The sequence below is a fragment of the Tepidiphilus thermophilus genome (assembly GCF_001418245.1).
Lineage (GTDB): Bacteria > Pseudomonadota > Gammaproteobacteria > Burkholderiales > Rhodocyclaceae > Tepidiphilus > Tepidiphilus succinatimandens.
Genome location: NZ_LIPU01000015.1, coordinates 13,898 through 37,252, shown reverse-complemented (window position 1 = coordinate 37,252; position 23,355 = coordinate 13,898). Strand labels below are relative to the sequence as shown.

Sequence of the window (23,355 nt, the reverse complement as noted above, 5' to 3'; positions counted from 1 at the left end):
CACCACGACGGCCTCCTGAAACGGGGTCAGGTTCGTCTGCAGACGGTGCGCCGTGTGCGGACGATCTTCGACGTCGGTGCGTTTCTTCCAGCGTCGGATGGTGTCCTCCGACACCCCGAGTTCCCGGGCAAGACGCCTCACCGGCAGGTTCGAGCTTTGGATGTAGCGCCGGGTCGCAGGGGTCGTGGTGGCGTTCTTGTGCAGTCGAACCATCATGACTTTTGCCTCCGTAGTTCCTCGATCAGCTCACGCATCGTCTCGCGACCTATGAATAATGCACGACGTCGCGGATCAATGCAATCGTCCGGGACCTGACAAATATGGCAAAACGGCCAGCCTTGCTCGACGGGAAGGTTTGGAGGCCAGGCAGACGCGTGTTGTCGCCGGTTTACGGTTTTGGTTTTAAGTCAATATTGGAAAAGGAGTCGATGAAATGAAAACGTTCGTTACCGTTGCGGTTTTGTTCCTCAGCGCTGGGCTTGCTTCGGCGCACGATCCCAGTCAGCATCACTCTGGTGCGAATCGAGCAGAACCGGATTGTTCGATGATGCAGCAAATGCACTCCGGGAGTGACCGTGACGACCCAGTGGTGCAGGCGATGATCGCACGTTGTGCGGAGATGATGAAAGAGGAGCATAGGAAGATGATGATGCCGCATGGGATGCAAGGAGCGATGCCGCAAAATGGGATGATGGATGGCGAGATAACGCAACCGCATGGTCACCAATGAGGGGGGGAGTGATGCAGCGCTGCTTGCGTGGGTTCGGTTTCGCACTCGTCGTGGTGGCTGTGGTGGCAGGATGGGTGCTCTACTCTGGCAGGGTATCGGTGGCGGCCGATGAGCCCCATGCTCAGTGGCTCTACCACCTGCTGGAGTGGGTGCGGGAACGCTCGATCGCACAGGCTTCACGTACGATCGAGGTACCCAAGGATCTCGATGCACCCCAGCGGTTGCTGGCGGGGGGAGCCGATTACGATGCGATGTGTGTCGGTTGTCACCTTGCGCCTGGTATCGCGGAAAGCGACTTCACGTTGGGACTCTATCCAACCCCTCCCAAATTGACGGAACCCCGAGCAACCTTGCAGGGTCTGAGCGAGGAAGCAGCAGCGCGACGGGATTTTTGGATCATCAAACACGGAATCAAGGCATCTGGTATGCCAGCGTGGGGAAAAACGCACGATGACGAACGGATTTGGAACATGGTGGCTTTCCTCAAACGGTTGCCGGATCTCAATGAGAATCAATATCGAATTTTGACCAGTCGTCAAGGAGACCGATGATGATACGGCGTGTCTTTATGGGTTTGGCGCTTTCCTTTCTTGCTACTTCTTCTTTCGCTTCCGGGAAAGAGTTTGCTGAGGAGTCGCCGCTCGTCAAGGTGTGGAAAAGCCCGTATTGCGGTTGCTGCAAAGAGTGGATTGCCCATATGCAGGCCAACGGGTTCCAGGTTCAAACGTTCGAAGTGGGCAATAGTGAGGTTCGGAGTCGTCTCGGTATGCCCATGCGTTATGGTTCGTGTCACACCGCCGTCGTTCAGGGTTATGTGATCGAGGGCCATGTTCCTGCTGCCGACGTCAAACGGCTGCTCGCGGAGAAGCCGAACGCGCTGGGCTTGGCGGTGCCGGGCATGCCCATTGGTTCACCCGGCATGGATGGTGTCGCCTACGGAGGACGCCGTGATGCCTACAAAGTCTTGCTGGTTGGGAAAGACGGAGCAGCGCAAGTTTTCGCTTCTTATCCGTGAAGAAACCATGCACTGACCGTGTGCCGATTGGATCCATGAGGCGCAGCAGCGGTCTTGCAACCTGGAACAGGAGGCCGGCGCCGACCGCGCCGATCCTCGATGAAGGGAACACCGCGATGAACACGACTGACCAAGAACACCTCCACGACACGCGCGGCCAGTCCAGCCTGAATCGGCGCATGAGGACCGCGTTGCTGATGGTTGCCCTCATCGGCGGCTTCTATCTGCTGCGCGAGCACTGGATCCATGTCGCAGGCAATTGGGTGTACCTGTTGCTGCTGGCGTGCCCGCTGATGCACCTGCTGCATGGCCACGGTGGCGATGGCGGGCATGGTGCGCCGCCCGACAAACCCGCCAACAGGGAGGAGTGAAGTCATGGACCTGCGATCAGACCACGAACACCGCCAACACGCCCACGACCACCCGAGCGCACTGCAGTGGGCCGAAGGTCTGAAGGACCCTGTCTGCGGCATGGACGTGACCGCGCAGTCCGAGCACCACGTCGAGCACGCAGGCCGACTCTTTTACTTCTGCAGCGCCAAGTGCCGGGCGAAGTTCGTCGCCGAGCCGGCGCGCTATGCCTACAGCGGCCATGAGCCTTCGTCTGTCGAAGCGCCGGCCCTGGCGGCAGGCACGATCTACACCTGCCCCATGCACCCCGAGATCCGGCAGGATCACCCCGGCTATTGTCCGAAGTGCGGCATGGCGCTGGAGCCGGTGCTGCCGGATCTCGAAGGAGAAGAGAGTCCCGAGCTGCGCGATTTCCAGCGCCGCTTCTGGTGCACCCTGCCGCTGACCGTCATGGTCACTGTGCTTGCCATGTTCGGCCACCAGTTGCATTGGTTCGAGGCGCGCACACAGACCTGGATCGAACTCGTTCTGTCCCTGCCCATCGTCCTGTGGGCGGGTCGGCCGTTCTTCGTGCGCGGCTGGCAGTCCGTGGTCCATCGCAGCCCGAACATGTGGACCCTGATCGCGCTGGGCACCGGGGCGGCGTTCGTCTACAGCGTGGCGGCGACCGTGGCCCCACAACTGTTCCCGGACTCGTTCGTGTCCATGGGACGGGTCGCGGTGTACTTCGAGGCGGCGGCGGTGATCATTTCCCTGACCCTGCTGGGGCAGGTACTGGAACTCAAGGCGCGTTCGCAGACCTCGGCCGCCATCAAGTCCTTGCTCGAACTGGCCCCCAAGACCGCCCGGCGCCTTCGCGACGATGGCACGGAAGAGGACGTGCCCCTGACGCACATTCATGTCGGCGATCGGCTGCGCATTCGACCCGGCGAAAAGGTTCCGGTAGATGGTACGGTAATCGAGGGCAGCAGCGCTGTGGACGAATCGATGCTGACGGGGGAGTCCCTGCCCGTGACCAAGCGGGTGGGCGACAAGGTCATCGGTGGGACGCTCAATACCAGTGGCGCGCTCGTCATGGTCGCCGAACGTGTCGGCTCGGCGACCATGCTGTCCCAGATTGTGCAGATGGTGGCGCAGGCGCAGCGGTCCAAGGCGCCGATGCAGCGCATGGCCGATGTCGTGGCGGGCTATTTCGTGGTCGCGGTGGTGTTCATCGCCGTGCTGACCTTTTTTGCCTGGGGCCTGTTCGGGCCGGAACCGCGTTGGGTTTTTGGCCTCATCAACGCCGTGGCTGTGCTGATCATCGCCTGCCCCTGCGCGCTGGGCTTGGCCACGCCCATGTCGATCATGGTGGCGACCGGGCGAGGGGCTACGCAGGGGGTGCTGTTTCGCGATGCCGCCGCGATCGAGAAAATGAGCCAGGTCGATACCCTGATCGTCGACAAGACCGGCACATTGACCGAGGGCCGGCCGCACTATCAGACGGCCATCGCAGCGGAAGGTTTTACGGCCGACGAGGTCTTGCGACTGGCCGCCAGCCTCGACCAGGGCAGTGAGCACCCGCTGGCCCACGCCATCGTCAGGGCTGCGCGCGAGCAGGGCCTGGTGCTCTCACGCGCCGAGGAGTTCGACTCGCACTCAGGCATCGGCGTGCGCGGGCGCGTCGATGGACATGCCGTGGCACTGGGCAACACCGCGCTGATGGAACAGCTCGGTGTGGACGTGCGGCCATTGGCCGAGCGGGCGGAGGCGCTGCGCGGCGAAGGTGCCAGCGTGATGTTTCTGGCTGTCGATGGCGTGCTCGCCGGCGTCCTGGCTGTGTCCGACCCGATCAAGCCCACCACGGGCCAGGCACTGGCGTCGTTGCGCGCGCAAGGTTTGCACATCGTCATGGCCACGGGCGACGGTCTGACCACGGCCAAGGCCGTGGCGGCGCGCTTGGGCATCGATGAGGTGCATGCCGAGCTCAAACCGGCTGACAAACTGCAACTCGTGGAAAAGCTGCAGCGCGAGGGGCGCATCGTTGCGATGGCCGGTGACGGCATCAATGATGCCCCGGCCTTGGCAAAGGCCGACGTCGGTATCGCCATGGGCACCGGCACCGACGTGGCGATGAACAGCGCACAGATCACGCTCGTCAAGGGTGACCTGCGCGGTATTGCGGTGGCGCGCGCCTTGTCAGTGGCCACGGTCCGCAACATGAAGCAGAACCTGATGTTCGCCTTTCTCTACAACGCACTGGGCATTCCCATTGCGGCCGGCGTGCTGTATCCGCTCACCGGTTGGCTGCTTTCACCGTTGATCGCCGCCCTGGCGATGAGTCTCAGCTCCGCATCGGTGATCGGCAATGCGCTGCGTTTGCGCGGCGTCCGTCTTGTCTGAACACGAGGATCGTCGCGCGTGCCGTGGTGGGTGCTGGTTGCACTCCCAGATCGCTGGGTCTGTCGTATCGGTTGCCACCCGACGTTGGACACCTGATCCCTATCGAGGCCTGGAATGCTCTCGACCACGGCACCTGAGCCGCCTCACACCGATACCGCACTTGGCGCCCAGTCGGCATCGCCATAAGCACTTGCACCGATGTGGCGATGAGTCCGCGCCCCGCCTCGGTGAGCAGGAATGCATTGAGATTGGCACACGATTAATCCCGATCCCATCCCGAATGGAATCTGACATATACGTAACGGCCGTCTCATCTTCCCGTCAGCGGTGGCTTCGCAGAATACTTCGCAGAATACATACTGTGCAGTCGCACAAGGCATTGACAGAAATGCCTTCACGTTTGATTGAAAGGAGTGTAGAGATGAAAGCCAGGATTACCGCTGTTGTCGCCGCCACCGTGCTGAGCGCCATCGTAACCCCATCGTTCGCTGGTGACGCGGCAGCGGCCAGCGCCAAGAAAATGTTCCTCCTCAAGGACGGTGGAACCCTGTATGTATTCGAGGACGGCAAGACGGCGCTGGAAGACAAGTTCGGACGGGCTATCAACCTGAAAGAGGGGCAATCGCTCGAAACGGTCGATGGCCAGAAGATTACAGCCAACGGCAACGAGGTCGCTCGACTCGATGGTCTTCTCCGTCAGGGTCATTCCGGCGGTTGACTACTCGATTCAATTCGTGAACTGCACGCCAGCGGATGTCGGGCCAACTCGTTGACCAACACGCGCTGGCGGGCCATCGGTCATAGCTGGGGCTAACCACTCGATGGTAGGCTGCGACGCTACCGGTCAATCGGCGCCGCACAAGGTGAGAGTCCGCCCTGCACTGACTGACCGGCGTTCATTGCCGAGGCCATTGCGTCCACAACAACCCGCAGGATTGCCCGGGATTGCTCAATCGTTGAGAGAGTGGGTTGGATTCCGGTCGCGTCTGCACCACCAATCTTCAAACCCCAACCACGCTCGGTTGGGGTTTTTTCTTGTGCACTCCCCCGTGTTCGAGCAGAAACGTCCGGTCACCTCCGGCTTGAATGGGCGTTCCTGTGTGTGCTTTTGGTCGAGCGCGAGTAGCCACGCAATCTCGCCCCGGATGGCCCCACCCCCCATGCAGGCCAGAAAGACAGAACCCCGTCAACGTACGCCAAAAGCCGGCGGGCAGGCCGACGCGCGCCATCCGCGCCCGCAATTCCTCGACCTGCTGTTCGTCGATCATGACAAAACCACACTGCAAAGTATGGGACCGATTCTACGCCGGCCGAGTTTTTTCGCTACAATCGCCGAGCACACCGCCAGGGTGGTGAAATCGGTAAACACAGCGGACTTAAAATCCGCCGCCGCGAGGCTTGGGGGTTCGAATCCCCTCCCTGGGCACCAGTCTCACCGAGCGAAGCCACATCCGGAGGTTCTTACGGAACCCCATGCTTTATGTTTGATCTCACTTAATATTCCAATGAGTCTTTCGAGGAATTTTCCATGCCACACAGGATCCTGACGACTGTAGCCGCGAGCGTCACCGATCTCAAGCGCGACCCGATGGGCACGGTTGCTGCCGGCGAAGGGGAGCCCGTAGCGATCCTCAACCGTAACGAACCTGCGTTCTACTGCATCCCAGCCAGAACATTCGAGGCCATGCTTGAGCGCATCGAAGACGCGGAGCTCAACGCACTGGCCGATGCACGCCTTGACGACGGGAAAGCGTTGATCCGGGTAACGCTCGATGAGCTATGATTTGGCGTTTCACCCCGCAGCGCTCGAATATCCCACCACTATTCTCCCCGAGCCCCCATGGACCTCCTCGCCCAAGCCCTCGACCTCGTCCTGCACCTGGACCGCCACCTCGCCGCACTCGTCGCCCAGTACGGTCCCTGGATCTACGCCATCCTCTTCGCCATCGTCTTCGCCGAGACCGGCTTCGTCGTCACCCCCTTCCTGCCGGGCGACTCGCTCCTCTTCGTGGCCGGGGCGCTCGCTGCCGCCGGCGGCATGGACCTCGGCGCGCTCATCGTCACCCTGACGCTTGCCGCCGTGCTCGGCAACACGCTCAATTACCACATCGGCCGCTTCCTCGGCCCGCGCGTCTTCCACTGGGAACAATCGCGCTTCTTCAACAAGGAAGCGCTCCTCAAGACCCACGCCTTCTACGAGCGCCACGGCGGCAAGACCCTGGTGCTGTCGCGCTTCCTGCCGCTCATCCGCACTTTTGCGCCTTTCGTGGCTGGCATCGCCGCCATGTCCTACGCCCGTTTCACCCTCTACAACCTCACCGGCGCGCTCGCCTGGGTACTCACGCTCACCCTCGCCGGCTACCAGTTCGGCAACCTCCCCTGGATCCAGCGCAACCTCTCCGCCGTCATCCTCGGCATCATCGTCGTCTCGCTCCTGCCCGCCGCCATCGCCTACCTGCGCGAACGACGGCTCGCCGCCGCCCGTCGACATCAAATTTTGATGTAGCATGAGCCCGCCCACCCGCGGGCAGGCGTCACGCTCTCCCGCTTCCGCGATTCAACCCATTGAATGAAAAAGAAAAACAAAAATTCACCCGCGCCCCCTTTACTCCCCCCCTTGCATCGCGCTACCCTAGTCTTGCCGACGCACCCGTCGTGCGCATCCTTTCCAACCAACGAGGAGCATCACCATGAAACGCATGCAACAGGGCTTCACCCTCATCGAGCTGATGATCGTCGTGGCGATCATCGGCGTTCTGGCGGCCATCGCGCTGCCGGCGTATCAGGACTACACCAAGCGTGCCCACGTCTCGGAAGGTCTGGCGCTCGCCGCCGGAGCCAAGGCATCGGTCACGGAGTACTTCTCCTCGCAAGGGAAATTCCCGAGCAGCAACGTGTCGGCAGGACTCGCTACCTCTACTGACATCAAGGGCAATGCCGTCAAGAGCGTCGAGGTCGGTACCAATGGGCTGATCACCATCACCTACAATGCGAAAGTCAAGGATGGTGCAACCCTCCAATTGAGCCCAACCAGCGGCGCGGGTGGCGTTCAATGGAAGTGCAAGGCGGGCACAAACCTCGATCCAAAATGGCTTCCTTCCGTTTGCCGCTGATCCTTTCCTGATTTTTTCCTGACGACCCCGGCGCGGCTTCCCCGCTGCGCCGGGTGTCTTTTCGACCCGAACGCATGCCTTCCTTCCGTGGCCATTCCCTGCCGGCGATCGCCTTGCTCGCCGTCCTGCTGCTCGCCTACGTCTGCCTGGAACCGGGGCTGACGGGCGGTTTCCTCTTCGACGACGCGCCCAACCTGCAGGATCTCTCCGCCTACGGCGGCGTCACCAACTGGGAGACGTTTCGCGCCTTCGTCTTCGGCGGCTGGTCCGGGCCGAGCGGCCGGCCGATCGCGCTGGCTTCCTTCCTTCTCAACGACAACGCCTGGCCCTCCGACCCGGGCTCCTTCAAATACACCAACCTGATGCTGCACCTCCTGGCCGGCGCGCTGCTCGCCTGGGCCGCGCTGCAGCTGTGCCGTTTCTACGGCCTCGACGAGCGCCGCGCGCAATGGACGGCGCTGTTCGGCTCGGCCGCCTGGCTCTTGCATCCTTTTTTCGTTTCCACCACCCTCTATCCGGTGCAGCGCATGACGCAGCTGGCGGCGATCTTCGTCTTCGCCGCCCTCGTCGCCTACCTGCACGGCCGCCGCCTCTTTCCCCTGCGCCCGCGCGCTGGGCTCGTCTGGATGGGCGCATCTCTCGCCTTGGGGACCGTGCTCGCCACCCTCAGCAAGGAAAACGGCGCGCTCCTGCCGCTCCTCGTACTGGTCGTCGAATTCTGCGCCCCGCCGGGGCCGCCGCGCCTGCCGCGCGCGTTCCGCGCCCTCTTCCTCTGGCTGCCCAGCCTCGCTGTTCTCGGCTATCTGCTGCGACAGATCGATTTCACGCCCGGCCTCTGGCCCGACCGGCCGTTCGATCAGCCCGAGCGCCTGCTCACCGAAAGCCGCATCCTGTGGGATTACCTGGGCAATCTCTTCCTACCGCGCATCGAGGGCAGCGGCCTCTACCGCGACAACATCATCATTTCGCGCGGCCTTTTCGACCCGCCGGGTACCGCCTGGGCGATCGCCGGACTCGCCGCCCTCCTTGCCGCGGCGTTCCGGCTGCGGCGGTGCGCCCCCTTCTTCAGCCTGGCCGTGCTCTTTTTTTTCGCCGGCCACCTGATCGAATCCACCTGGCTCGGGCTCGAACCCTATTTCGAGCACCGCAACTACCTGCCCGCGGCCTTTCTCTTCCTGCCGCTCGCCCGCGGCCTCGATCGGCTGCGCCAGCAGGTTTCCGCCGCCACCGTCGCCATTTCCGCCCTGGCGATGCTTGGCACGCTCGCCTTTCTCACCCACCAGCGCGCCACCCTCTGGGGCGATGCCGAACAGCTGGAGCTCTACTGGGCGCTTGCCGCGCCCGATTCCCCTCGCGCCCAGAACGCGCTCGCCCATTTCTACGCCCGCATGGGAGATGCGGCGCAAGCCGAAACGGTCATCACGCAGGCCATCGCGCGCCTGCCGGACAGTCCCCTGCTGACCATGAGCCGTCTGCTGCAGAAGGTCTATCTCGGCACCGCCACCCCCGAAGACTTCACCTGGGCCGGCGAGCGCCTCGTCCGCCAGCCTTTCGATGCACAGGCCGTCATGGCGCTGCGCACCCTGGTCGACCAGGCCCTGCGCCAGGATCGACCTGGCTGGTATCGCTCAGCCACCCTGACGCTGATCGACCGGCTTGCCGAAAACCCGGCGTTCAACCGCTTTCCGCTGTTTCTGCGCTTCATCCCTTATCTGAAGGCGCGCCTGCTGCTCGCCGACGGTCGCGTCGACGAAGCCGAAGCCCTCTACCGCGAAGCGATGCGGCGCTACGCCAACATCGATTCCTCCATGCAGATGGTGGCCGAAACCGCCAATGCCGGCTACTACGCCCACGCCGCCCGTCTGCTGGACGACGCGGAAGCGCTCTATCGACAGCAGCCGGAAACGAGTCTCAAATTTCCGCGCCGTATTTACGATCAGGAAATCGCGCGCATCCGCGCCCAGCTGGAAGAAGGGATCCATGCCCAACCCTGAGCTTTCCCTCATCCTCCCCGCCAAGAACGAAGCCGCCGCGCTTGGCCCGCTGCTCGCGCGCCTGCGCGAGCGCTTTCCCGAGGCCGAGCTCATCGTGGTCGACGACGGCTCCACCGACGGCACCGCTGCCCTCGCCCAGGCCGCCGGCGCGCGCGTGGTGCGCCACCCCGTGTCGCTGGGCAACGGCGCCGCGGTGAAGAGCGGCGCGCGCGCGGCCACGGGCGAAGTGCTGGTCTTCCTGGACGCCGACGGCCAGCACGACCCGGACGACATCCCGCGGCTTCTGGCCAAGCTCGACGAAGGTTACGACATGGCCGTGGGCGCGCGCGATGCCACCTCGCAGGCGAGCCTCGGCCGGGGGCTGGCCAACCGCCTCTACAACCGCCTTGCCGGCTACGTCACCGGCCACCGCATCCCGGATCTCACCTCCGGCTTCCGCGCCGTGCGCGCGGCCAAGTTCCGCCGCTTCCTCTACCTGCTGCCCAACGGATTCTCCTACCCCACCACCATCACCATGGCGTTCTTCCGCTGCGGCTACCCCGTGGCCTACGTCCCCATCCACGCCGCCAGACGCATCGGCCGCAGCCACCTCAAGCCCTGGAAAGACGGTCTGCGCTTTCTCCTCATCATCTTCAAGATCGCCACCCTCTATTCCCCCCTGAAGCTCTTCGCCCCCCTCTCGGCGCTCTTCTTTCTCGCCGCCTCCCTGTGGTACGTCCACACCTTCGTCAGCATCGGGCGCTTCACCAACATGAGCGCGCTCCTCTACACCGCCTCGCTGCTGATTTTCCTCATGGGGCTGGTGTCGGAGCAGATCACGATGCTGATGTACAGGGATGACGCTCAGTCGGACTCAATGGGTGGCGACGCGTAGATGCGCATCGCCCGTTGCTGCAGGAGGCTCGAAAACGCATGAGCGCGCCGCGCATCCTGCTCGTCACCCGCAACCTTCCGCCGCTGCTGGGCGGCATGGAACGGCTGAACCTGCGGCTTGCCGCGGCGCTCGCCGAACGCGCCGAAGTGCACGTCGTGGGCCCCGGTGGGGCTGCGGCGCACCTGCCGCCGGAAGTCTTGCTGCACCCGGTGCCGCTGAAGCCGCTGCCGCGATTCCTTGCCGCCGCCTTCGCGCGCACGATGGCGCTCGCGCGGCGCCTCCGGCCCGAATGGATCGTGGCAGGCAGCGCCCTTACCGCCCCCATGGCGCTCGCCGCCGCCCGAATCTCGGGCGCACAGGCAGCGGCCTATGCACACGGGCTGGATCTGGCCGTGCCGCATCCCCTCTACCGCGCCCTGTGGCATCCGGCCATTCGCCGGCTCGACCGCCTGATCGTCAACAGCCGTTACACCGCCGGGCTCGCCCACGCGCTGGGCGTGCCGGACGGGCGGCTGGCCATCGTGCATCCCGGCGTCGACCTCCCGCTGCCCGATCCCCAAGCCCGCGCCCGCTTTCGTGTCCGGCACGAACTGGGCGAGCGGCCCGTCCTGCTCTCGGTCGGCCGCCTGACGGCGCGCAAGGGGCTGCGCGAATTCGTCACCGACGTGCTGCCGCGCATCGTTGCCGAGCGGCCGGATGCCGTGCTCGTCGTCGTGGGCGACGTCCCCAAAGACGCCCTGCATGCCCGGGCCCAGACCCCGGATTCCATCCTCGAAAACGCCCGCCGTCTCGGTCTGGAACACAACCTGCGCTTCACCGGCCCGCTCGTCGGTGCCGCACTCGACGAGGCGTGGTATGCCGCCGACGTCCACGTCTTCCCGGTGCGCGAACTTCCCAACGACCCCGAAGGCTTCGGCATGGTGGCGATCGAAGCCGCTGCGCACGGCCTGCCGACGGTGGCCTACGCCACGGGCGGCGTGGTGGATGCGGTGGCAGACGGCCAAAGCGGCTCTCTGGTGCCGCCCGGCGATGCTGCCTCCTTTGCAGATGCTGTTCTGCAGCTGCTTGCCAAGCCTTTGGACGAAGCGGGCATCCGCGCGTTCGCCCGGGATTTTGCGTGGGAGGCGTTCGGGGAACGGGTGGGGCGGGTTTTACTATGAATTTGGCGACGGTCACCGTGACCTACAACCCGGACCTCACCATCCTCAACACGCAACTGCGCCAGTTGCCCACTGACGCGCTGCGTGTGGTGGTGGACAACGCCTCGGCCCCGGACTTGCGCGAACCGCTGCGCGCGCTGTGCGAGGCGCACGGCGCGGTGTTCATCGCCAATGCCGACAACCTCGGCCTCGCCGCCGGCTTCAACATCGGCGCGCGTAGAGCGTTGGACCTCGCGCCCGATCTCGCCTATCTGTTGCTGCTGGATCAGGACACCGAGCCCGGCCCGGACGGCGTGCAGAGCCTCATAAAAGCCTATGAAACCTTGCTGGACCAGGGCTATCCGCCCGGCTGCGCCGGCCCGCGCCTGGTGGATGCCCACACCGGCCTGCAGCATGGCTTTCACTGCATGACGCGCTGGCGCTGGCAGCGGTGCTTTCCGCCCGCCACGCAAACCGAGCCGGTGCGGCTCGCCAACCTGAACGGCAGCGGCAGCTTGATTCCCGCCCCCATCTACCGCGAACTCGGCGGCCTGGACGATGCGCTGTTCATCGACCACGTGGACACCGAATGGTCGTTCCGCGTGCTGGCTGCCGGCCATGCCTTGTACGGCATTCCGCAGGTCGGCTTTCTCCACCGCATGGGCGAAGCCAGCGTGCGCTTCTGGCTGTTCGGCTGGCGCGTGTGGCCCAGCCGCTCGCCACGGCGGCATTATTTTCTGTTCCGCAATGCCGTCATCCTGATGCGGCGGGATTACGTGTCCAGCGTGTGGAAAGCCTGGGCGGTGATCAAGCTGCTCGTCACCTTCACCGTGCATGCGCTGTCCGACCCTCGCCGCAAAGCGCAAATCCAAGCCATGCTGCGCGGCCTGCGTGACGGACTCGCAGCAAAAGCGGAACGCTGATGCGCCGCCCTGTCATTGGCCTCACGCTGCACTACCGCCACGCCGCGCTCACGGATCGCTGCGTGCAGAGCCTGCTCGCCGACGGGGCGGATGCCGTGCTCATCTGGGACAACACGGGCGACGGCGGCACGAGCGCCGAGGGCATCAGCGTGTGCCGGGACCAACCGGATCGGGTAGTGCTCGAGGAGTCACCCACCAACCTCGGCTTTGCCGCCGGCGTCAATCGCGGCATCGAGGCGATTCTCGCCCGCTGGCCGCAGGCATGGGTCTTTCTTCTCAACAACGATGCCGAAGTGCTACCCGGCGCCATCGACACGTTGCGGCAGGCGCTGGAGGCCAAATCCGATGCTGTTGTGGCCTATCCAGGCATGCAACAGGGCGCCGAGATATTCGGCGAGACGTTTTACCAACGTCATTTGGGTTTGTTCACAAAAAAAGCGCTGCCCGGGTCCATTCGTTACCCCAGCGGCTGCGCGCTTTTGATCGCCCCCGAGCGGATCGACTTGCCGCTTTTCGACGAGGATTTCTTCATGTACGGCGAGGACGTGATGCTCGGCGCCCGCCTTGGACCGCAGCGCATGGCGCACGTCACGGAGATTCTCGTCCGCCACGCCGGCAACGCCGGCAGCGGCCAGGGCTCCACCTTTTACGAAGAACGCATGGTCACGGCGCACTGGCTGCTGGCGCGCAAACTCGCGAAGAATCCGCTCGAACTCGGCCTTTTCTCTCTCGGTCGCGCACTTTCCTTGCCGGCGCGGGCGCTGCTGCGCGCCGTGCGCCACCGCAGCCTCGTGCCGCTCAGCGCGCTCTGGCGGGGCTGGCGTCTGGCTTTTCCCCGCTGCCGATGACGGCTTCGTTTGCGAGCAGGTTTTCCACTGCGGCCCAGACGTTCTCTGGCGAAATGGCCGCAATGCACGGATAAGGATCGTCGCCTTCCGCCTGGTAACGGCAGATCCAGTCGCAGCCGAAGCAGTCCATTTTGGCACTGACCACCGTCGGCAAGCGGCCAACGGGCGCCTCATGGGGGTCGTAGGGAAAGCAGCGACCATAATGCCCACCGCCAACGATCACCACAGCGGGGACGCCACAGGCAGCGGCAAGATGACAGACAGCGGAATCGTTACCCATCACCAGGCGGGCATGCGCGACCGCCGCCACCAAACCCATCAAGTCGGTGTTTCCGGCAAGGTTGACGACGCGCTCGCCGCACGTGCGGGCGATGGTTTCCCCCAAGTGGCGCTCCGCCTGAGTTCCGACCACGACGCACCGCCACTCCGGGCGGGCGGACAGGATGCGCACGATTATTTCGGTAAACCCGGCAACTGGCCAAGTCCTGTATCCGCGGCTCGCTCCGGGGGCGACGACGAAATACGGCCCGTCCAATGGAGCATCCAAGCCCGCTGCAAAATCCGTCGTCGGGCGGATCGCCGCCGGCTCAATGCCGATCGCCTGCAAAAACGCGCGATGGCGCACGCTCTGGTGCACGCCTGGCATTGCCGGCAACAGATGCGCGTAAAGCTGGCGATGCCACCACCGATCCAGCCCTGGTCGATCGGCAAACACGGCATCGAAGCCCCAGGCAGGCGCACCCAGGGCACGCACGCAGGCATCCTCGATGATGGCGTCGCGGGGATAAAAGTCGTGGTAGGTAACTTCGACGCCTAGTTGGCGCAAATGGCGCAATTTCTGGGCACGGTAAGAAAAATTGCGAAGGAATGCCTCCCGGTCGATGCCAATCAATTCGCAGTCGGGAAAGTGCCGCTGTGCCAGAGACAACACGGCTGCATTCAGCACCAGGATGACGCGCTTGTCATCCTCGAAAAGATGCCTCGTGAGCGCCTGCCCATAAGGCAGCCACAACACATAATCTCCAAGCAACCTGATATGCAAGATAGCGACGGCATTCGCACCGGGTTGCCATTTACACCGCCAAAGCGTCAGCGTATCGAACAGGCCGAAGGCGAAGAATTCGATGAGGCGTTTGGTTTTGCGCCAAAAAAGGCGCAGGGTTCTGCGCACGGAGATCGAGTCAGCGGCGAACAAGGGCTTCAATCTCCCAATCGAATATCTTTGGAATGGGCCGCAGGTCGAGCAACAAGCATAGGGATTTATGCAACAGACCGTGCAAATGCCAGCGGCCACGATTGAGCAGGCGCAATAAAGCGCGCACCGGATGGCGCCAGGACCAGAACAACAGAGGCGGCCGCTGGATGAACTCGATGTCGGCGACGCGGAAACCGGCTGCTTCCAGCACCTGCGGCAGCGAACGCTCGTTGAAATGCACCACATGGGTGAAATCGCCAAAGAGATGAGGCCCTGCTAACAAACAGGATGCATTCGGCACCCTAAGACTGAGATAACCACCCGGCTTGAGTACCCGGTAAAACTCGCCCAACAAGGGGATGGTGTGTTCGCGGGGAATGTGTTCGAGCACGTGGTGGAACAGGATGAGATCGACGCTTTGATCCGGCATCTGCGCGAGATGGTCGCGAACATCCGCATTCACGATGGCAATTTCCTCCGGCAGGCTGCGGCGGGCGATCTCAGCCAATTGCTTTGACAGTTCCACGCCGACCAGATTGCGGTAGCCGCTCTCCCACAGCAAGCCGAGCAGATAGCCGGTTGCGCACCCCGCATCGAGGATGTGTGCATCTTTGGGAATGCGGTCCAGCCAGCGCGGTAAACGGTCAAGATGAAGTTCGTTGACCACCTGATAAGAAACGTGCGCGCGATCAGCACCACCGTCTTTGTATTGCCGCTCGTAGTTCTGAAACAGTATTTCGGAAGGATCACGCATCAGAAAGCCTCTTTGACCTCGATAGGATGACGGCCGCCAGCAGCGCAAGGAGCACCGCTTCGACCAGATAGGATGCCGTTGCCGCGCCGCGCAGACCGGCCGCCGGCACCAGCCACAGGTTGAACAGGATGCCGGCCACGCCGCTCACGAGATAAATCGCCGTCAACACCGACTGGCGCCGCTGCTGCGCCACGACGGCATTGAGCAGGTTACGCACGAGCTGCAAGGCCGGCAGCAGGGCAAGCAGCATGACGAGGTGCGTCGTGTCCTCGAACCCTGCACCCAAGATGCGCGCGACCCAGGGCGCGAGCAGCACCAGCACGCCGCCGCCCAGCACGGCCGCCGCGCACAGGACGGCGCAGACCAGCCACAGTTGCCGCGCCGAATGCCGTCCGGCATAAAGACGCGGCCATAACGCTTCCTGCAAGGCTTGCAACGGCAGGCTGGCGAGATCGATCACCCGCTGCGCGACGCTGAAATTGCCCGCCTGCCCGTAGCTCGCCCGGGCGAGGAGCGGTTTGTTGAATTCAGCCTGCAGGCGAAACGACAGCGCCCCGATCGTGAAAGGGAAACTCTCGCGGGCCATCGCCCATGCGCGTTTCTTGGGCCAGATCGGCGCATGCTGGGTCACCAGCCGTCGCGCCAGCACGAAAGCGTAGAGCGCGCTGGCCATCGCATACACCCACAAACAACCCACCGCGCTGGCTTGGCCCGCGGCGGCATAGAGCAGCAGCCCGATCAGGCGGGCAAGCATCAGCCCCGTCAGGATGGCGCCGAAAGCGCCCACCCGATGCCGGGCCTGCTCGACCCGGGCGGCGAGTTCGACGAAAGAGGTTGTGCCGACATCGGCCAAGGCAAAGGCCGCGAGTGCGGCCAGCGGCACACGGGAAGGCAGGCTCCAGGCAAGAAGCGCCGTGGCCGCCAAGGAAGAGACGAGCATCGTCGGCCACCACAGCGCGAGCGCCATGCCCAGTTTCCGGGGCAGCTCTGCCGGCGCGCAGGCGCCGTCTCGCAGCAGCAGTACGGCCAGCCCCAATCCGGCGATGGGCGAGAAAAAACCGCTCACCGCCTGGGCCGTGACGAACAGGCCGTAGCCGTCCACCCCCAAGAGACGGGCGAGGAGGACGACCATCACCGCCTGCGCCGCGGTACGCAGCATCAGCCAGCCAAACAGCCCGCCACTCGCGCGCAGGTAGGCGCCGGGGCGCCAGCTCAGGAGGCGGAGCAGGATGGAGGGCATGATTGCCGTAGAGAGTGTGCATTGCCCGTGGCGTGTATCATGGCGGTCATCCGACGCGAGCAAGGTCGATCATCGCCCAGAGGAGGGGGCTGGATGAGAAGGATGACGGATGGGAAACGGAGCATTCATGCCCCGAACACTTCCTCCAGACGCTGCGCGTCGAGCACGCGGTCGGCCCAAGTCTCGAGCTCCTCGCTCGTGGCCGAGCGCAGGCGCTGCTGCGCCCAATCGGGCAGCGGCCCGAAACGACGGGTGAGCTGGCGTTGCAGCAGAAGGGATTCGCCTTCGAGCTTACCTTTCTGGACGCCTTTTTCCAGCCCCTGCTGTATCGCCTTCCGGGCGACTTCCTCTTCCCACTGCTTGAATCGTTCGGCCAGTTGCATGGTGATTTCCCCCAGGTCATGGGCTTCGGGTACGTCCAGTTCCGGACGCAGGTCGCGCAGTAGATATTCTCGAATCCAGACGGTGAGAAGGCGTTCGAGTTCCGCATCGCCGGCAAACCAGCGGTGCAGCACCGCGGTGAGCCGGGCCAGGTCTTGCGGCCATTGCTGGCGCTTGAGCCGCATGGTGGCCGCGACCACGTTCTTCAGCCCAGCGAGCGTCTCGTCACTATAGGCGTTCTCGTCGATGAGCACGTAGGCCAAGCGCGGCAGGTACTTGGCGAGCGTCTCGGGCGGGTTTTGGGGCAGGAGCTCGGCGAGGTCGGTGGCCGCACTCCAGCGTGCTTCGCCGGTGTAGAAGACGATGGGCAAAACCGGCGGCAGGCGTCTGCCCTGGATTTGTCCGCCCTTGATGAGGTCCTGATAGAGCAGCCCGACGTAGGTGAGGAGGCGCACCGCCATCCAGGGGTCGACACTACTCTGGAATTCGATCAGAAGATAGAGGTAGAGCCAGTCTTCGCCGGTCTTCACCCGCCAGATGACGTCATCGGCGCGCTCGCGCAGGTCGTCGCTCACGTAGCTGGCGGGGACTTTTTCCAGGGTACTGAAGTCGAGCCGCCCCAGACCTTCGGCGGGCAGGAACCCTTCGATGAGGTGCTGCACCACCTTGGGCGAGGAGAAGAGATGCTTGTAGCTCGCGTCGTGACGGGCATTCATGTTTGCCATTGTAATACGGGTTGCCACGTAACGCACGTGCGCCCAGGCTCGATCAAAAGCTCACAGCCTGCCCTCCACCGCCTCCCTCGGCAGCATGTGTTTCACGTCATACACCACCCCGCCCGCCTTCAGCCACGTCCGGATCGCCCCTGCTCCCATCTCGCGGTATTGGCGGTGCGCCACGGCGAGCACAATGGCGTCGTAGGTGCCGAGCTTTGGCTTCAGGGTGAGTTCGAGTCCGTATTCGTGCCGGGCTTCTTGCGGGTCGGCCCAGGGGTCGTGCACGTCGACGTTCATGCCGTAGTCTTGGAGTTCGGCGATGAGGTCGATCACGCGGGTGTTTCTGAGGTCGGGGCAGTTTTCCTTGAAGGTGAGCCCGAGCACGAGCGCGCGGGCACCTTCGACGGGGCGGCGGCGTTTGATGAGGAGCTTCACTACCCGGCCGGCGACGTAGGCGCCCATGGCGTCGTTGAGCCGGCGCCCGGCGAGGATGATCTCGGGGTGGTGCCCGACTTCCTGCGCTTTGTGCGTGAGGTAGTAGGGGTCGACGCCGATGCAGTGCCCACCCACGAGGCCGGGGCGGAACGGCAGGAAGTTCCACTTGGTGCCGGCCGCTTCCAGCACGGCCCGGGTGTCGAGGCCGAGCCGATCGAAGAGAATGGCGAGTTCGTTGATCAGCGCGATGTTGACGTCGCGCTGGGTGTTTTCGATCACCTTGGCGGCTTCGGCCACGCGGATGCTGGGGGCTTTGTGCGTGCCGGCGGTGATGATTTCGCGGTAGAGGGCGTCGACGCGCTCGGCGGCTTCGGGCGTGGAGCCGGAGGTGACTTTCTTGATGGTGGGCAGGCGGTGCTCGGGGTCGCCGGGGTTGATGCGCTCGGGGCTGTAGCCGACGGTGAAGTCGCGGTTGAAGACGAGGCCGGAGGCGCGCTCCAACACCGGTACGCAGTCTTCTTCGGTGCAGCCGGGATAGACGGTGGATTCATAGATGACGAGATCGCCCGGTTTGAGCGCTTTTCCCACCGTTTCACTGGCCGCGAGCAGCGCGGTGAGGTCGGGGCGTTTGTGCCGGTCGATGGGGGTGGGCACGGTGACGATGAAGACGGTGCAGCGCGCGAGTTCCGCCGCATCGTCAGTGACGCGGAGGTGGCGGGCGGCGGCGAGCTCTGCGGCCGAGACTTCGCGCGTGCGGTCGAGCCCGCGGCGCAGTTCTTCGATGCGGGTGCGCTTGAGGTCGTAGCCGATCACCGGGCGGCGCTTGCCGAATTCGACGGCGAGCGGCAGGCCGACGTAGCCGAGACCGATTACCGCCAAGGGGGCGGAAATGGCCGGGGAAGGAGGCTGATCAAGGGGTGAGTTCATGTTCGCCATTGTAGCCGACCTCTCATGAACCGGGCATTCGATTCTGCGGTTTGGACAGGCGCTCCACCACTTCTTCGAGGCTGGAAACCTGCTCCGCGCCGGGGAAAGCGGTGAGGTCCTTTTCCTGCCCCGGCAGCACGACGAGATAGAGCGATGGGATGCCGGCGGCACGGCCGGCTTCGAGATCGCTGAGCTTGTCGCCCACCAGGAGCGAACGGGACAAGTCGATGCCGTGCTCGCGGGCGGCGCGCAGGATCATGCCGGGTTCGGGCTTGCGGCAGGAGCAGACGATGGCATAGTCCGACACGCTGCCTTGGGGGTGATGCGGGCAGTAATAGATGCCGGCAAGCTCGATGCCCTGCTCGCGCAAGAAAGCGCACATCCGCTCGTGCAGGGCAAGGACGTCGGCTTCCGAGCACAGGCCGCGGGCGACGGCGGATTGATTGGTGATGACGACGAGGAGATAGCCTTGCTGCTGCAGCTGGCGCAGGGCATCGATCGCACCGGGCAGGAAGGAAAAGTCTTCCCAGCGATGGACGTAGCCGCGATCTTCATTGAGGACGCCATCGCGGTCGAGGAAGACGGCCGGTTTGCCGTTCATGCTCGGTCTCAACGCCCCTGCCCTCCTCTCATCTGCTCGAAGAGCTTGAGCACAGCGATCGAGTCTTCTTCGCCCAGGCCGGCGCCGACGAGGGCGTTGAACCACTGGGCGGCGGCGGCCGACAGAGGGGCCGGAACGCCGCTGCGGTGGGCTTCGTCGAGCACGATGCGCATGTCTTTCTGGTGCATCCAGGACTTGAAGCCGGGGCGGAAGTTGCGCGCGAGCATGCGGGCGCCGTGGTTTTCCAGCACGCGCGAGTAGGCAGAGCCGCCCAAGAGCGCCGTGCGCACGCGTCCGGGGTCGACGCCCTCGGCGCGGGCGAGGTTGAAGGCTTCGGCCACGGCCACCACGGTGACGCCGGTAAGGATCTGGTTGCAGGCCTTGGCGACCTGGCCGGCACCGCTTTCGCCGATCCAGGTGATGGTGCGCCCCATCGCCTCGAAGAGCGGCTGCGCCGTGGCGAAGGCGGCTTCGTCGCCGCCCACCATGAAGGTGAGCGTGCCCTCGATGGCGCCGGTTTCGCCGCCGGAGACGGGGGCATCGAGCAGGCGCACGCCGCGCTCGGCGAGCCGCGCGGCGATGCGTCGCGCTGCCTGGGGCGAAATGGTGCTGGAATCGACGTGGATGTGTCCCGGCTGGGCGCCGGCGGCCACGCCGTGCTCGCCCAGCGTGACTTCTTCCACGTCCGGGGCGTCGGCCACCATGGAGAAGGTGATGCGCACGGCGCGGGCGAGTTCGGCCGGAGAGTCGACCGCGATGGCACCGGCTTCGATGAGCGGCGCCATGGATTCGCGCCGGCGCGCCCAGACGTGCACGCGGTGCCCCGCGCGCAGGAGGTTGAGCGCCATGGGGCGCCCCATCAGACCAAGACCGATGAAACCGACATCCATGGGGAGTTCTCCTTTCGGGTGAAGCAGGATCAGGGCAAGGGAATCGGCTTGCCGACCGCGTATCCCTGCAAATAGTCGACACCCAACCGTTCGAGGGCTTGCGCGATCTCGGGGGTGCTGACGAATTCGGCCACGACCTGCATCGACGTTTCGTGGGCGAAATGGACTGCGGCGGCGACGACTCGCCGGACTTTTTCTTCTTGCACCACCTTGGTGACGAGCGAACCGTCGAGCTTGAGGTAATCGGGCGAGAGTTCGATGAGGGTGGCGAGGTTGGAGTAGCCGCTGCCGAAATCGTCGGCGGCAAGCTGTGCGCCATGGCGGCGGATGTCTTCGGCAAAGGCGCGCACGCGGGCGAAATCCTTGATCGCTTCGCTTTCGGTGATCTCGAAGATGATCTGCTCGCCTTCGTGCTTTTTCAATCGATCGAGAAGGTAGGCGTAAGTTTCGCCGTCGGCGAGATCGATGGCCGAGAGGTTGACGGAGATCTGGCTGCCGGTGCGCCGGGCCGCTTCCAAGGCGAGGTCGAAGACGCGGCGGGTGAGTCGGCCGTAATGGGCCGTGGGTTTGATGATGTCGAGAAAAGCGCCCGGAGAAAGGATCTGACCATTGCGGTCGTGCAGGCGCACGAGCGCTTCGTATTTGGGCACGGCCTGGGTGGCTCGCACAGGGACGATGGGCTGGAAATGGCAAAGGATGCGGGATTCGGCCAGAGCCGCCTTGACTTCGTTGATCCAGAAGCGGTTGTTGAGGTAGGACTGGTCCTGGGCGTTGAAGACGAGGATGCGGTCGCGCACCCCGCTTTCCTTGGCTTTGTGCAGCGCCGCATCGGCGAGCGCGAGCAGATGGTCATCGCCCATGGCGATGCCGAAATAGAGGTCGATGTCGACTTCCTCGCCGTCCATCCCGGGCATGGGCAGACTGCGCAGCGCACGGCCGGCGGCGAGCAGTTCGGCCTCGAAGGCGGGAAGCGCCAGCCCGTCGGGCGGGATGAAGGCGAAACCGGCGCCATAGTTGCGATAGATGCGGATACCGAGCGGCTGGAGTCGCTGCTGCAGACGCACGGCCAGTTCGATGATCAACCGGTCGCCCGCCTCGAAACCGTAGTAGTCGTTGATCGACTTGAAGGCGGCGATGTCGGCCAAGGCAAGGAGGCGGCAGTGACCGCGTTCGAGGTCTTCGATGAGCTGGTTGCGGTTGGGCAGGCCGGTAAGGCGGTCGGTGCGCTGCTGCTCGAGGAGCTGCTGGCTGACGATGATCTCGGTGATGTCCTCGGCGATGCCGATGTATTCGACGGTGTCGCCGTTCTCGTCGAACAAGGGGATGATGGTCGCCTTGAGATAGTAGGTGCGCCCTTCCTTGCTGCGGTTCTGGATGATGCCGCGCCAGATCTGCTTGTCCTCGAGGGTGCGCCATATCTCTTCATAGACCGCCCGCGGCATGTCGGGGTGGTGCAGGAGGCGGTGCGTGTGGCCGATGAGCTCTTCGGCCCGATAGCCGCTGACGCGCTCGAAGAGGGCATTGACGTAGGTGATGCGCCCTTGGAGGTCGGTGCGCGAGACGATGGCGCTCTGATCGAGGGCGTAGCGGTACTGTTCGAGAAAGGTGAGGGAGTGGGAGAGCTCCTGGGAGGTGACGTCGCTCAGGCGGGCGAGGGCGCGCAGCGTGAGATTGGGTTCGGGCAGATGGCGCGGCAAGGAGATGGGGCGCGGCCGGATCGTGTCCGTCTCGGCGAGCACCACCAAGGTACAGGTCATGTTGAGCAGGCGGTTGTCGCCGGGAAGGTGGAAGAATTCGCCGTAGGTGAAGAATCCCGCCGCCGGCGCCAGGGCAGCGAGGGGGGCGAGTTCGAGCGGGGTGTGTTCCCCCAGGTAGAGCCGGCGGCCGAGGCAGGAGAACACATAGACGGCTTCGGCGGGCACGCTGCGGCTAAGCTGCTGGGCGGTGGCGTGGGCGCGCTCGAGGAGGGTGAAGATGTCGCCGACGCCGAAGCGCACCGGCTGTTCGGGGCGCAGGGTTCCACCGAAGCGCAAGGCGCCATCCTCGCTCAGCCCTACGGGCAGACGGGCGACGTCGAGGCCGCGCTGACGGGCGATGAGGGGAAACGCGGCCAGCGACAGGGGGATCTGCTGCAGGACTTCTTCGCCGAGGTAGTGGCGGTACACGTCGAGCACGGGCTTGCCGTCGATTTCATGGACGTATTCCCCGTGGCTGCGCGTCAGACGCATGGGCTTGCCCGCCGGGGTGAAGTTGAGGAGCGACTCGGTGCGCAGGCGCAAGCGCTCCCCGCTCAGGGCGGCGAGCACTACGCCGCGCGAGTGGACGTCGTTGCCGTGGATGACGAAAGAGCCTCGAAAGAGGACGGTGTCGGCAGCGATGCCACCGGCCACGACCAGATCGGGGGCGGTGCGCGCGAGCCCTTCGAGGAAGGCTTCGGGATTTTCATGCAGGATGTTGCCGAAGGCGAGCAGGAGCCGGACTCCACGGGCGGCGAGTTCGGCGCCGAGCCGCTCTCCATCCGCGGCCTCGGCCTGGGGGAGGTAGCGCGTCTCGATCTGCGTGTGCTCGAAGATCGACACCGAGAGCACGATGCCTTCGTCGTGGACGCGCTCCCCAGCGATCGCGCCGGCCGTGGAGGCGCCGATCACGGCAAAACCGCGCAACGCCTGCAGGCGCTCGAGCACGGGACGCACCTGCTGCGGTTCGGCCGCCGCCGTGAAGACCTGGACGAGCCCCCGCCGGCGGGCAAGCCCGTGCGTGGCGATGAACGCCTCGAGTTCGGCGGCGTCGCGATAGACGTGGAGAAGGTGTTCCATCGGGTCCTCGGTAGGCGGGGAGAGGCCCCCG

The 23,355-nt window shown here is 64.5% G+C and carries 24 protein-coding genes and 1 tRNA gene; 16 read left to right on the top strand and 9 right to left on the bottom strand.

Annotated features, from left to right (window positions below):
- Positions 1-216, bottom strand: a 216-nt coding sequence (locus ASC37_RS09910; RefSeq protein ID WP_028873792.1) for a helix-turn-helix domain-containing protein, incomplete at its 3' end; no start/stop codon positions are given.
- A 58-nt stretch (positions 217-274) separates the two neighbouring features.
- Between ASC37_RS09910 and ASC37_RS11940 the strand changes: the two genes are divergently transcribed.
- The 16 genes from ASC37_RS11940 (at position 275) to ASC37_RS09835 (ending at position 13,369) form a co-directional block, all read left to right on the top strand.
- Positions 275-406 carry a copper resistance protein B gene (locus ASC37_RS11940; protein ID WP_141654665.1) on the top strand — a complete coding sequence of 44 codons (132 nt, stop codon included), beginning with the start codon at positions 275-277 and terminating at the stop codon, positions 404-406.
- Positions 407-433: 27 nt separating this feature from the next.
- A complete protein-coding gene (locus ASC37_RS09905) occupies positions 434-730 on the top strand; it encodes a hypothetical protein (RefSeq protein ID WP_055424222.1) in 297 nt (98 codons plus the stop codon).
- 11 nt (positions 731-741) lie between these two features.
- Positions 742-1,281, top strand: coding sequence for a c-type cytochrome (locus tag ASC37_RS09900; RefSeq protein ID WP_055424221.1), 540 nt, complete (start codon positions 742-744; stop codon positions 1,279-1,281).
- Positions 1,278-1,745, top strand: a complete 468-nt coding sequence (locus ASC37_RS09895) for a DUF411 domain-containing protein (protein ID WP_055424220.1) — start codon at positions 1,278-1,280, stop codon at positions 1,743-1,745. The genes ASC37_RS09900 and ASC37_RS09895 overlap by 4 nt, the downstream gene beginning before the upstream one ends.
- Positions 1,746-1,924: 179 nt before the next feature.
- Positions 1,925-2,116, top strand: coding sequence for a DUF2933 domain-containing protein (locus tag ASC37_RS09890; protein ID WP_055424225.1), 192 nt, complete (start codon positions 1,925-1,927; stop codon positions 2,114-2,116).
- A 4-nt stretch (positions 2,117-2,120) separates the two neighbouring features.
- Positions 2,121-4,478, top strand: a complete 2,358-nt coding sequence (locus tag ASC37_RS09885; RefSeq protein WP_082438454.1) for a heavy metal translocating P-type ATPase — start codon at positions 2,121-2,123, stop codon at positions 4,476-4,478.
- Between the two features lie 421 nt (positions 4,479-4,899).
- Positions 4,900-5,196: a CopK family periplasmic copper-binding protein gene (locus ASC37_RS09880; RefSeq protein WP_019562338.1), complete on the top strand. Its 297-nt coding sequence runs from the start codon at positions 4,900-4,902 to the stop codon at positions 5,194-5,196.
- 625 nt (positions 5,197-5,821) lie between these two features.
- Positions 5,822-5,907 (top strand) — tRNA-Leu (locus tag ASC37_RS09875).
- A 99-nt stretch (positions 5,908-6,006) separates the two neighbouring features.
- Entirely contained in the window at positions 6,007-6,261 is a 255-nt protein-coding gene (locus tag ASC37_RS09870) for a type II toxin-antitoxin system Phd/YefM family antitoxin (RefSeq protein ID WP_055424219.1), read from the top strand.
- A 57-nt stretch (positions 6,262-6,318) separates the two neighbouring features.
- The gene (locus tag ASC37_RS09865; protein WP_055424218.1) at positions 6,319-6,984 is read left to right on the top strand and encodes a DedA family protein; all 666 of its coding nucleotides are present in this window, start codon (positions 6,319-6,321) and stop codon (positions 6,982-6,984) included.
- Positions 6,985-7,168: 184 nt separating this feature from the next.
- Positions 7,169-7,591 (top strand): pilin, encoded by a 423-nt coding sequence (locus ASC37_RS09860; protein WP_055424217.1) that lies wholly within the window; start codon positions 7,169-7,171, stop codon positions 7,589-7,591.
- 74 nt (positions 7,592-7,665) lie between these two features.
- On the top strand, positions 7,666-9,585 hold the full coding sequence (locus tag ASC37_RS09855) for a tetratricopeptide repeat protein (protein WP_055424216.1): 1,920 nt from the start codon (positions 7,666-7,668) through the stop codon (positions 9,583-9,585).
- Positions 9,572-10,459 (top strand): glycosyltransferase family 2 protein, encoded by an 888-nt coding sequence (locus ASC37_RS09850; protein ID WP_055424215.1) that lies wholly within the window; start codon positions 9,572-9,574, stop codon positions 10,457-10,459. The genes ASC37_RS09855 and ASC37_RS09850 overlap by 14 nt, the downstream gene beginning before the upstream one ends.
- A gap of 38 nt (positions 10,460-10,497) precedes the next feature.
- Complete coding sequence (locus ASC37_RS09845) at positions 10,498-11,619, top strand: glycosyltransferase family 4 protein (RefSeq protein WP_055424214.1); 1,122 nt, start codon at positions 10,498-10,500, stop codon at positions 11,617-11,619.
- Entirely contained in the window at positions 11,616-12,521 is a 906-nt protein-coding gene (locus ASC37_RS09840) for a glycosyltransferase (protein WP_055424213.1), read from the top strand. Before ASC37_RS09845 ends, ASC37_RS09840 begins: the two co-directional genes overlap by 4 nt.
- A complete protein-coding gene (locus ASC37_RS09835) occupies positions 12,521-13,369 on the top strand; it encodes a glycosyltransferase (RefSeq protein ID WP_055424212.1) in 849 nt (282 codons plus the stop codon). The genes ASC37_RS09840 and ASC37_RS09835 overlap by 1 nt, the downstream gene beginning before the upstream one ends.
- Here the strand turns inward: ASC37_RS09835 and ASC37_RS09830 are convergent.
- The 8 genes from ASC37_RS09830 to ASC37_RS09795 all read right to left on the bottom strand — a co-directional run bounded on the left by ASC37_RS09830 (position 13,320) and on the right by ASC37_RS09795 (position 23,324).
- A complete protein-coding gene (locus ASC37_RS09830; protein ID WP_055424211.1) occupies positions 13,320-14,564 on the bottom strand; it encodes a glycosyltransferase family 9 protein in 1,245 nt (414 codons plus the stop codon). The genes ASC37_RS09835 and ASC37_RS09830 overlap by 50 nt on opposite strands.
- On the bottom strand, positions 14,551-15,318 hold the full coding sequence (locus tag ASC37_RS09825; protein WP_055424210.1) for a class I SAM-dependent methyltransferase: 768 nt from the start codon (positions 15,316-15,318) through the stop codon (positions 14,551-14,553). The genes ASC37_RS09830 and ASC37_RS09825 overlap by 14 nt, the downstream gene beginning before the upstream one ends.
- On the bottom strand, positions 15,311-16,558 hold the full coding sequence (locus ASC37_RS09820) for a lipopolysaccharide biosynthesis protein (RefSeq protein WP_055424209.1): 1,248 nt from the start codon (positions 16,556-16,558) through the stop codon (positions 15,311-15,313). The genes ASC37_RS09825 and ASC37_RS09820 overlap by 8 nt, the downstream gene beginning before the upstream one ends.
- Positions 16,559-16,683: 125 nt before the next feature.
- Entirely contained in the window at positions 16,684-17,655 is a 972-nt protein-coding gene (locus ASC37_RS09815) for an Rpn family recombination-promoting nuclease/putative transposase (RefSeq protein WP_055424208.1), read from the bottom strand.
- A 60-nt stretch (positions 17,656-17,715) separates the two neighbouring features.
- Entirely contained in the window at positions 17,716-19,017 is a 1,302-nt protein-coding gene (tviB, locus tag ASC37_RS09810) for a Vi polysaccharide biosynthesis UDP-N-acetylglucosamine C-6 dehydrogenase TviB (RefSeq protein WP_055424223.1), read from the bottom strand.
- A gap of 22 nt (positions 19,018-19,039) precedes the next feature.
- The gene (gmhB, locus tag ASC37_RS09805) at positions 19,040-19,618 is read right to left on the bottom strand and encodes a D-glycero-beta-D-manno-heptose 1,7-bisphosphate 7-phosphatase (RefSeq protein ID WP_055424207.1); all 579 of its coding nucleotides are present in this window, start codon (positions 19,616-19,618) and stop codon (positions 19,040-19,042) included.
- A gap of 8 nt (positions 19,619-19,626) precedes the next feature.
- Positions 19,627-20,508 carry an NAD(P)-dependent oxidoreductase gene (locus tag ASC37_RS09800; protein WP_055424206.1) on the bottom strand — a complete coding sequence of 294 codons (882 nt, stop codon included), beginning with the start codon at positions 20,506-20,508 and terminating at the stop codon, positions 19,627-19,629.
- A gap of 29 nt (positions 20,509-20,537) precedes the next feature.
- Positions 20,538-23,324, bottom strand: coding sequence for a bifunctional diguanylate cyclase/phosphodiesterase (locus ASC37_RS09795; RefSeq protein WP_055424205.1), 2,787 nt, complete (start codon positions 23,322-23,324; stop codon positions 20,538-20,540).
- Positions 23,325-23,355: the final 31 nt, after the last annotated feature.

Coding starts and splice junctions, on each gene's coding strand:
- ASC37_RS09885 (WP_082438454.1), top strand. CDS start 2,121: ATGGACCTGCGATCAGACCACGAACACCGCCAACACGCCCACGACCAC.
- tviB (WP_055424223.1), bottom strand. CDS start 19,017: ATGAACTCACCCCTTGATCAGCCTCCTTCCCCGGCCATTTCCGCCCCC.
- ASC37_RS09800 (WP_055424206.1), bottom strand. CDS start 20,508: ATGGATGTCGGTTTCATCGGTCTTGGTCTGATGGGGCGCCCCATGGCG.
- ASC37_RS09880 (WP_019562338.1), top strand. CDS start 4,900: ATGAAAGCCAGGATTACCGCTGTTGTCGCCGCCACCGTGCTGAGCGCC.
- gmhB (WP_055424207.1), bottom strand. CDS start 19,618: ATGAACGGCAAACCGGCCGTCTTCCTCGACCGCGATGGCGTCCTCAAT.
- ASC37_RS09905 (WP_055424222.1), top strand. CDS start 434: ATGAAAACGTTCGTTACCGTTGCGGTTTTGTTCCTCAGCGCTGGGCTT.
- ASC37_RS09855 (WP_055424216.1), top strand. CDS start 7,666: ATGCCTTCCTTCCGTGGCCATTCCCTGCCGGCGATCGCCTTGCTCGCC.
- ASC37_RS09870 (WP_055424219.1), top strand. CDS start 6,007: ATGCCACACAGGATCCTGACGACTGTAGCCGCGAGCGTCACCGATCTC.
- ASC37_RS09815 (WP_055424208.1), bottom strand. CDS start 17,655: ATGAATGCCCGTCACGACGCGAGCTACAAGCATCTCTTCTCCTCGCCC.
- ASC37_RS09850 (WP_055424215.1), top strand. CDS start 9,572: ATGCCCAACCCTGAGCTTTCCCTCATCCTCCCCGCCAAGAACGAAGCC.
- ASC37_RS09835 (WP_055424212.1), top strand. CDS start 12,521: ATGCGCCGCCCTGTCATTGGCCTCACGCTGCACTACCGCCACGCCGCG.
- ASC37_RS09795 (WP_055424205.1), bottom strand. CDS start 23,324: ATGGAACACCTTCTCCACGTCTATCGCGACGCCGCCGAACTCGAGGCG.
- ASC37_RS09845 (WP_055424214.1), top strand. CDS start 10,498: ATGAGCGCGCCGCGCATCCTGCTCGTCACCCGCAACCTTCCGCCGCTG.
- ASC37_RS09865 (WP_055424218.1), top strand. CDS start 6,319: ATGGACCTCCTCGCCCAAGCCCTCGACCTCGTCCTGCACCTGGACCGC.
- ASC37_RS09840 (WP_055424213.1), top strand. CDS start 11,616: ATGAATTTGGCGACGGTCACCGTGACCTACAACCCGGACCTCACCATC.
- ASC37_RS11940 (WP_141654665.1), top strand. CDS start 275: ATGCACGACGTCGCGGATCAATGCAATCGTCCGGGACCTGACAAATAT.
- ASC37_RS09890 (WP_055424225.1), top strand. CDS start 1,925: ATGAGGACCGCGTTGCTGATGGTTGCCCTCATCGGCGGCTTCTATCTG.
- ASC37_RS09820 (WP_055424209.1), bottom strand. CDS start 16,558: ATGCCCTCCATCCTGCTCCGCCTCCTGAGCTGGCGCCCCGGCGCCTAC.
- ASC37_RS09895 (WP_055424220.1), top strand. CDS start 1,278: ATGATGATACGGCGTGTCTTTATGGGTTTGGCGCTTTCCTTTCTTGCT.
- ASC37_RS09900 (WP_055424221.1), top strand. CDS start 742: ATGCAGCGCTGCTTGCGTGGGTTCGGTTTCGCACTCGTCGTGGTGGCT.
- ASC37_RS09860 (WP_055424217.1), top strand. CDS start 7,169: ATGAAACGCATGCAACAGGGCTTCACCCTCATCGAGCTGATGATCGTC.
- ASC37_RS09825 (WP_055424210.1), bottom strand. CDS start 15,318: ATGCGTGATCCTTCCGAAATACTGTTTCAGAACTACGAGCGGCAATAC.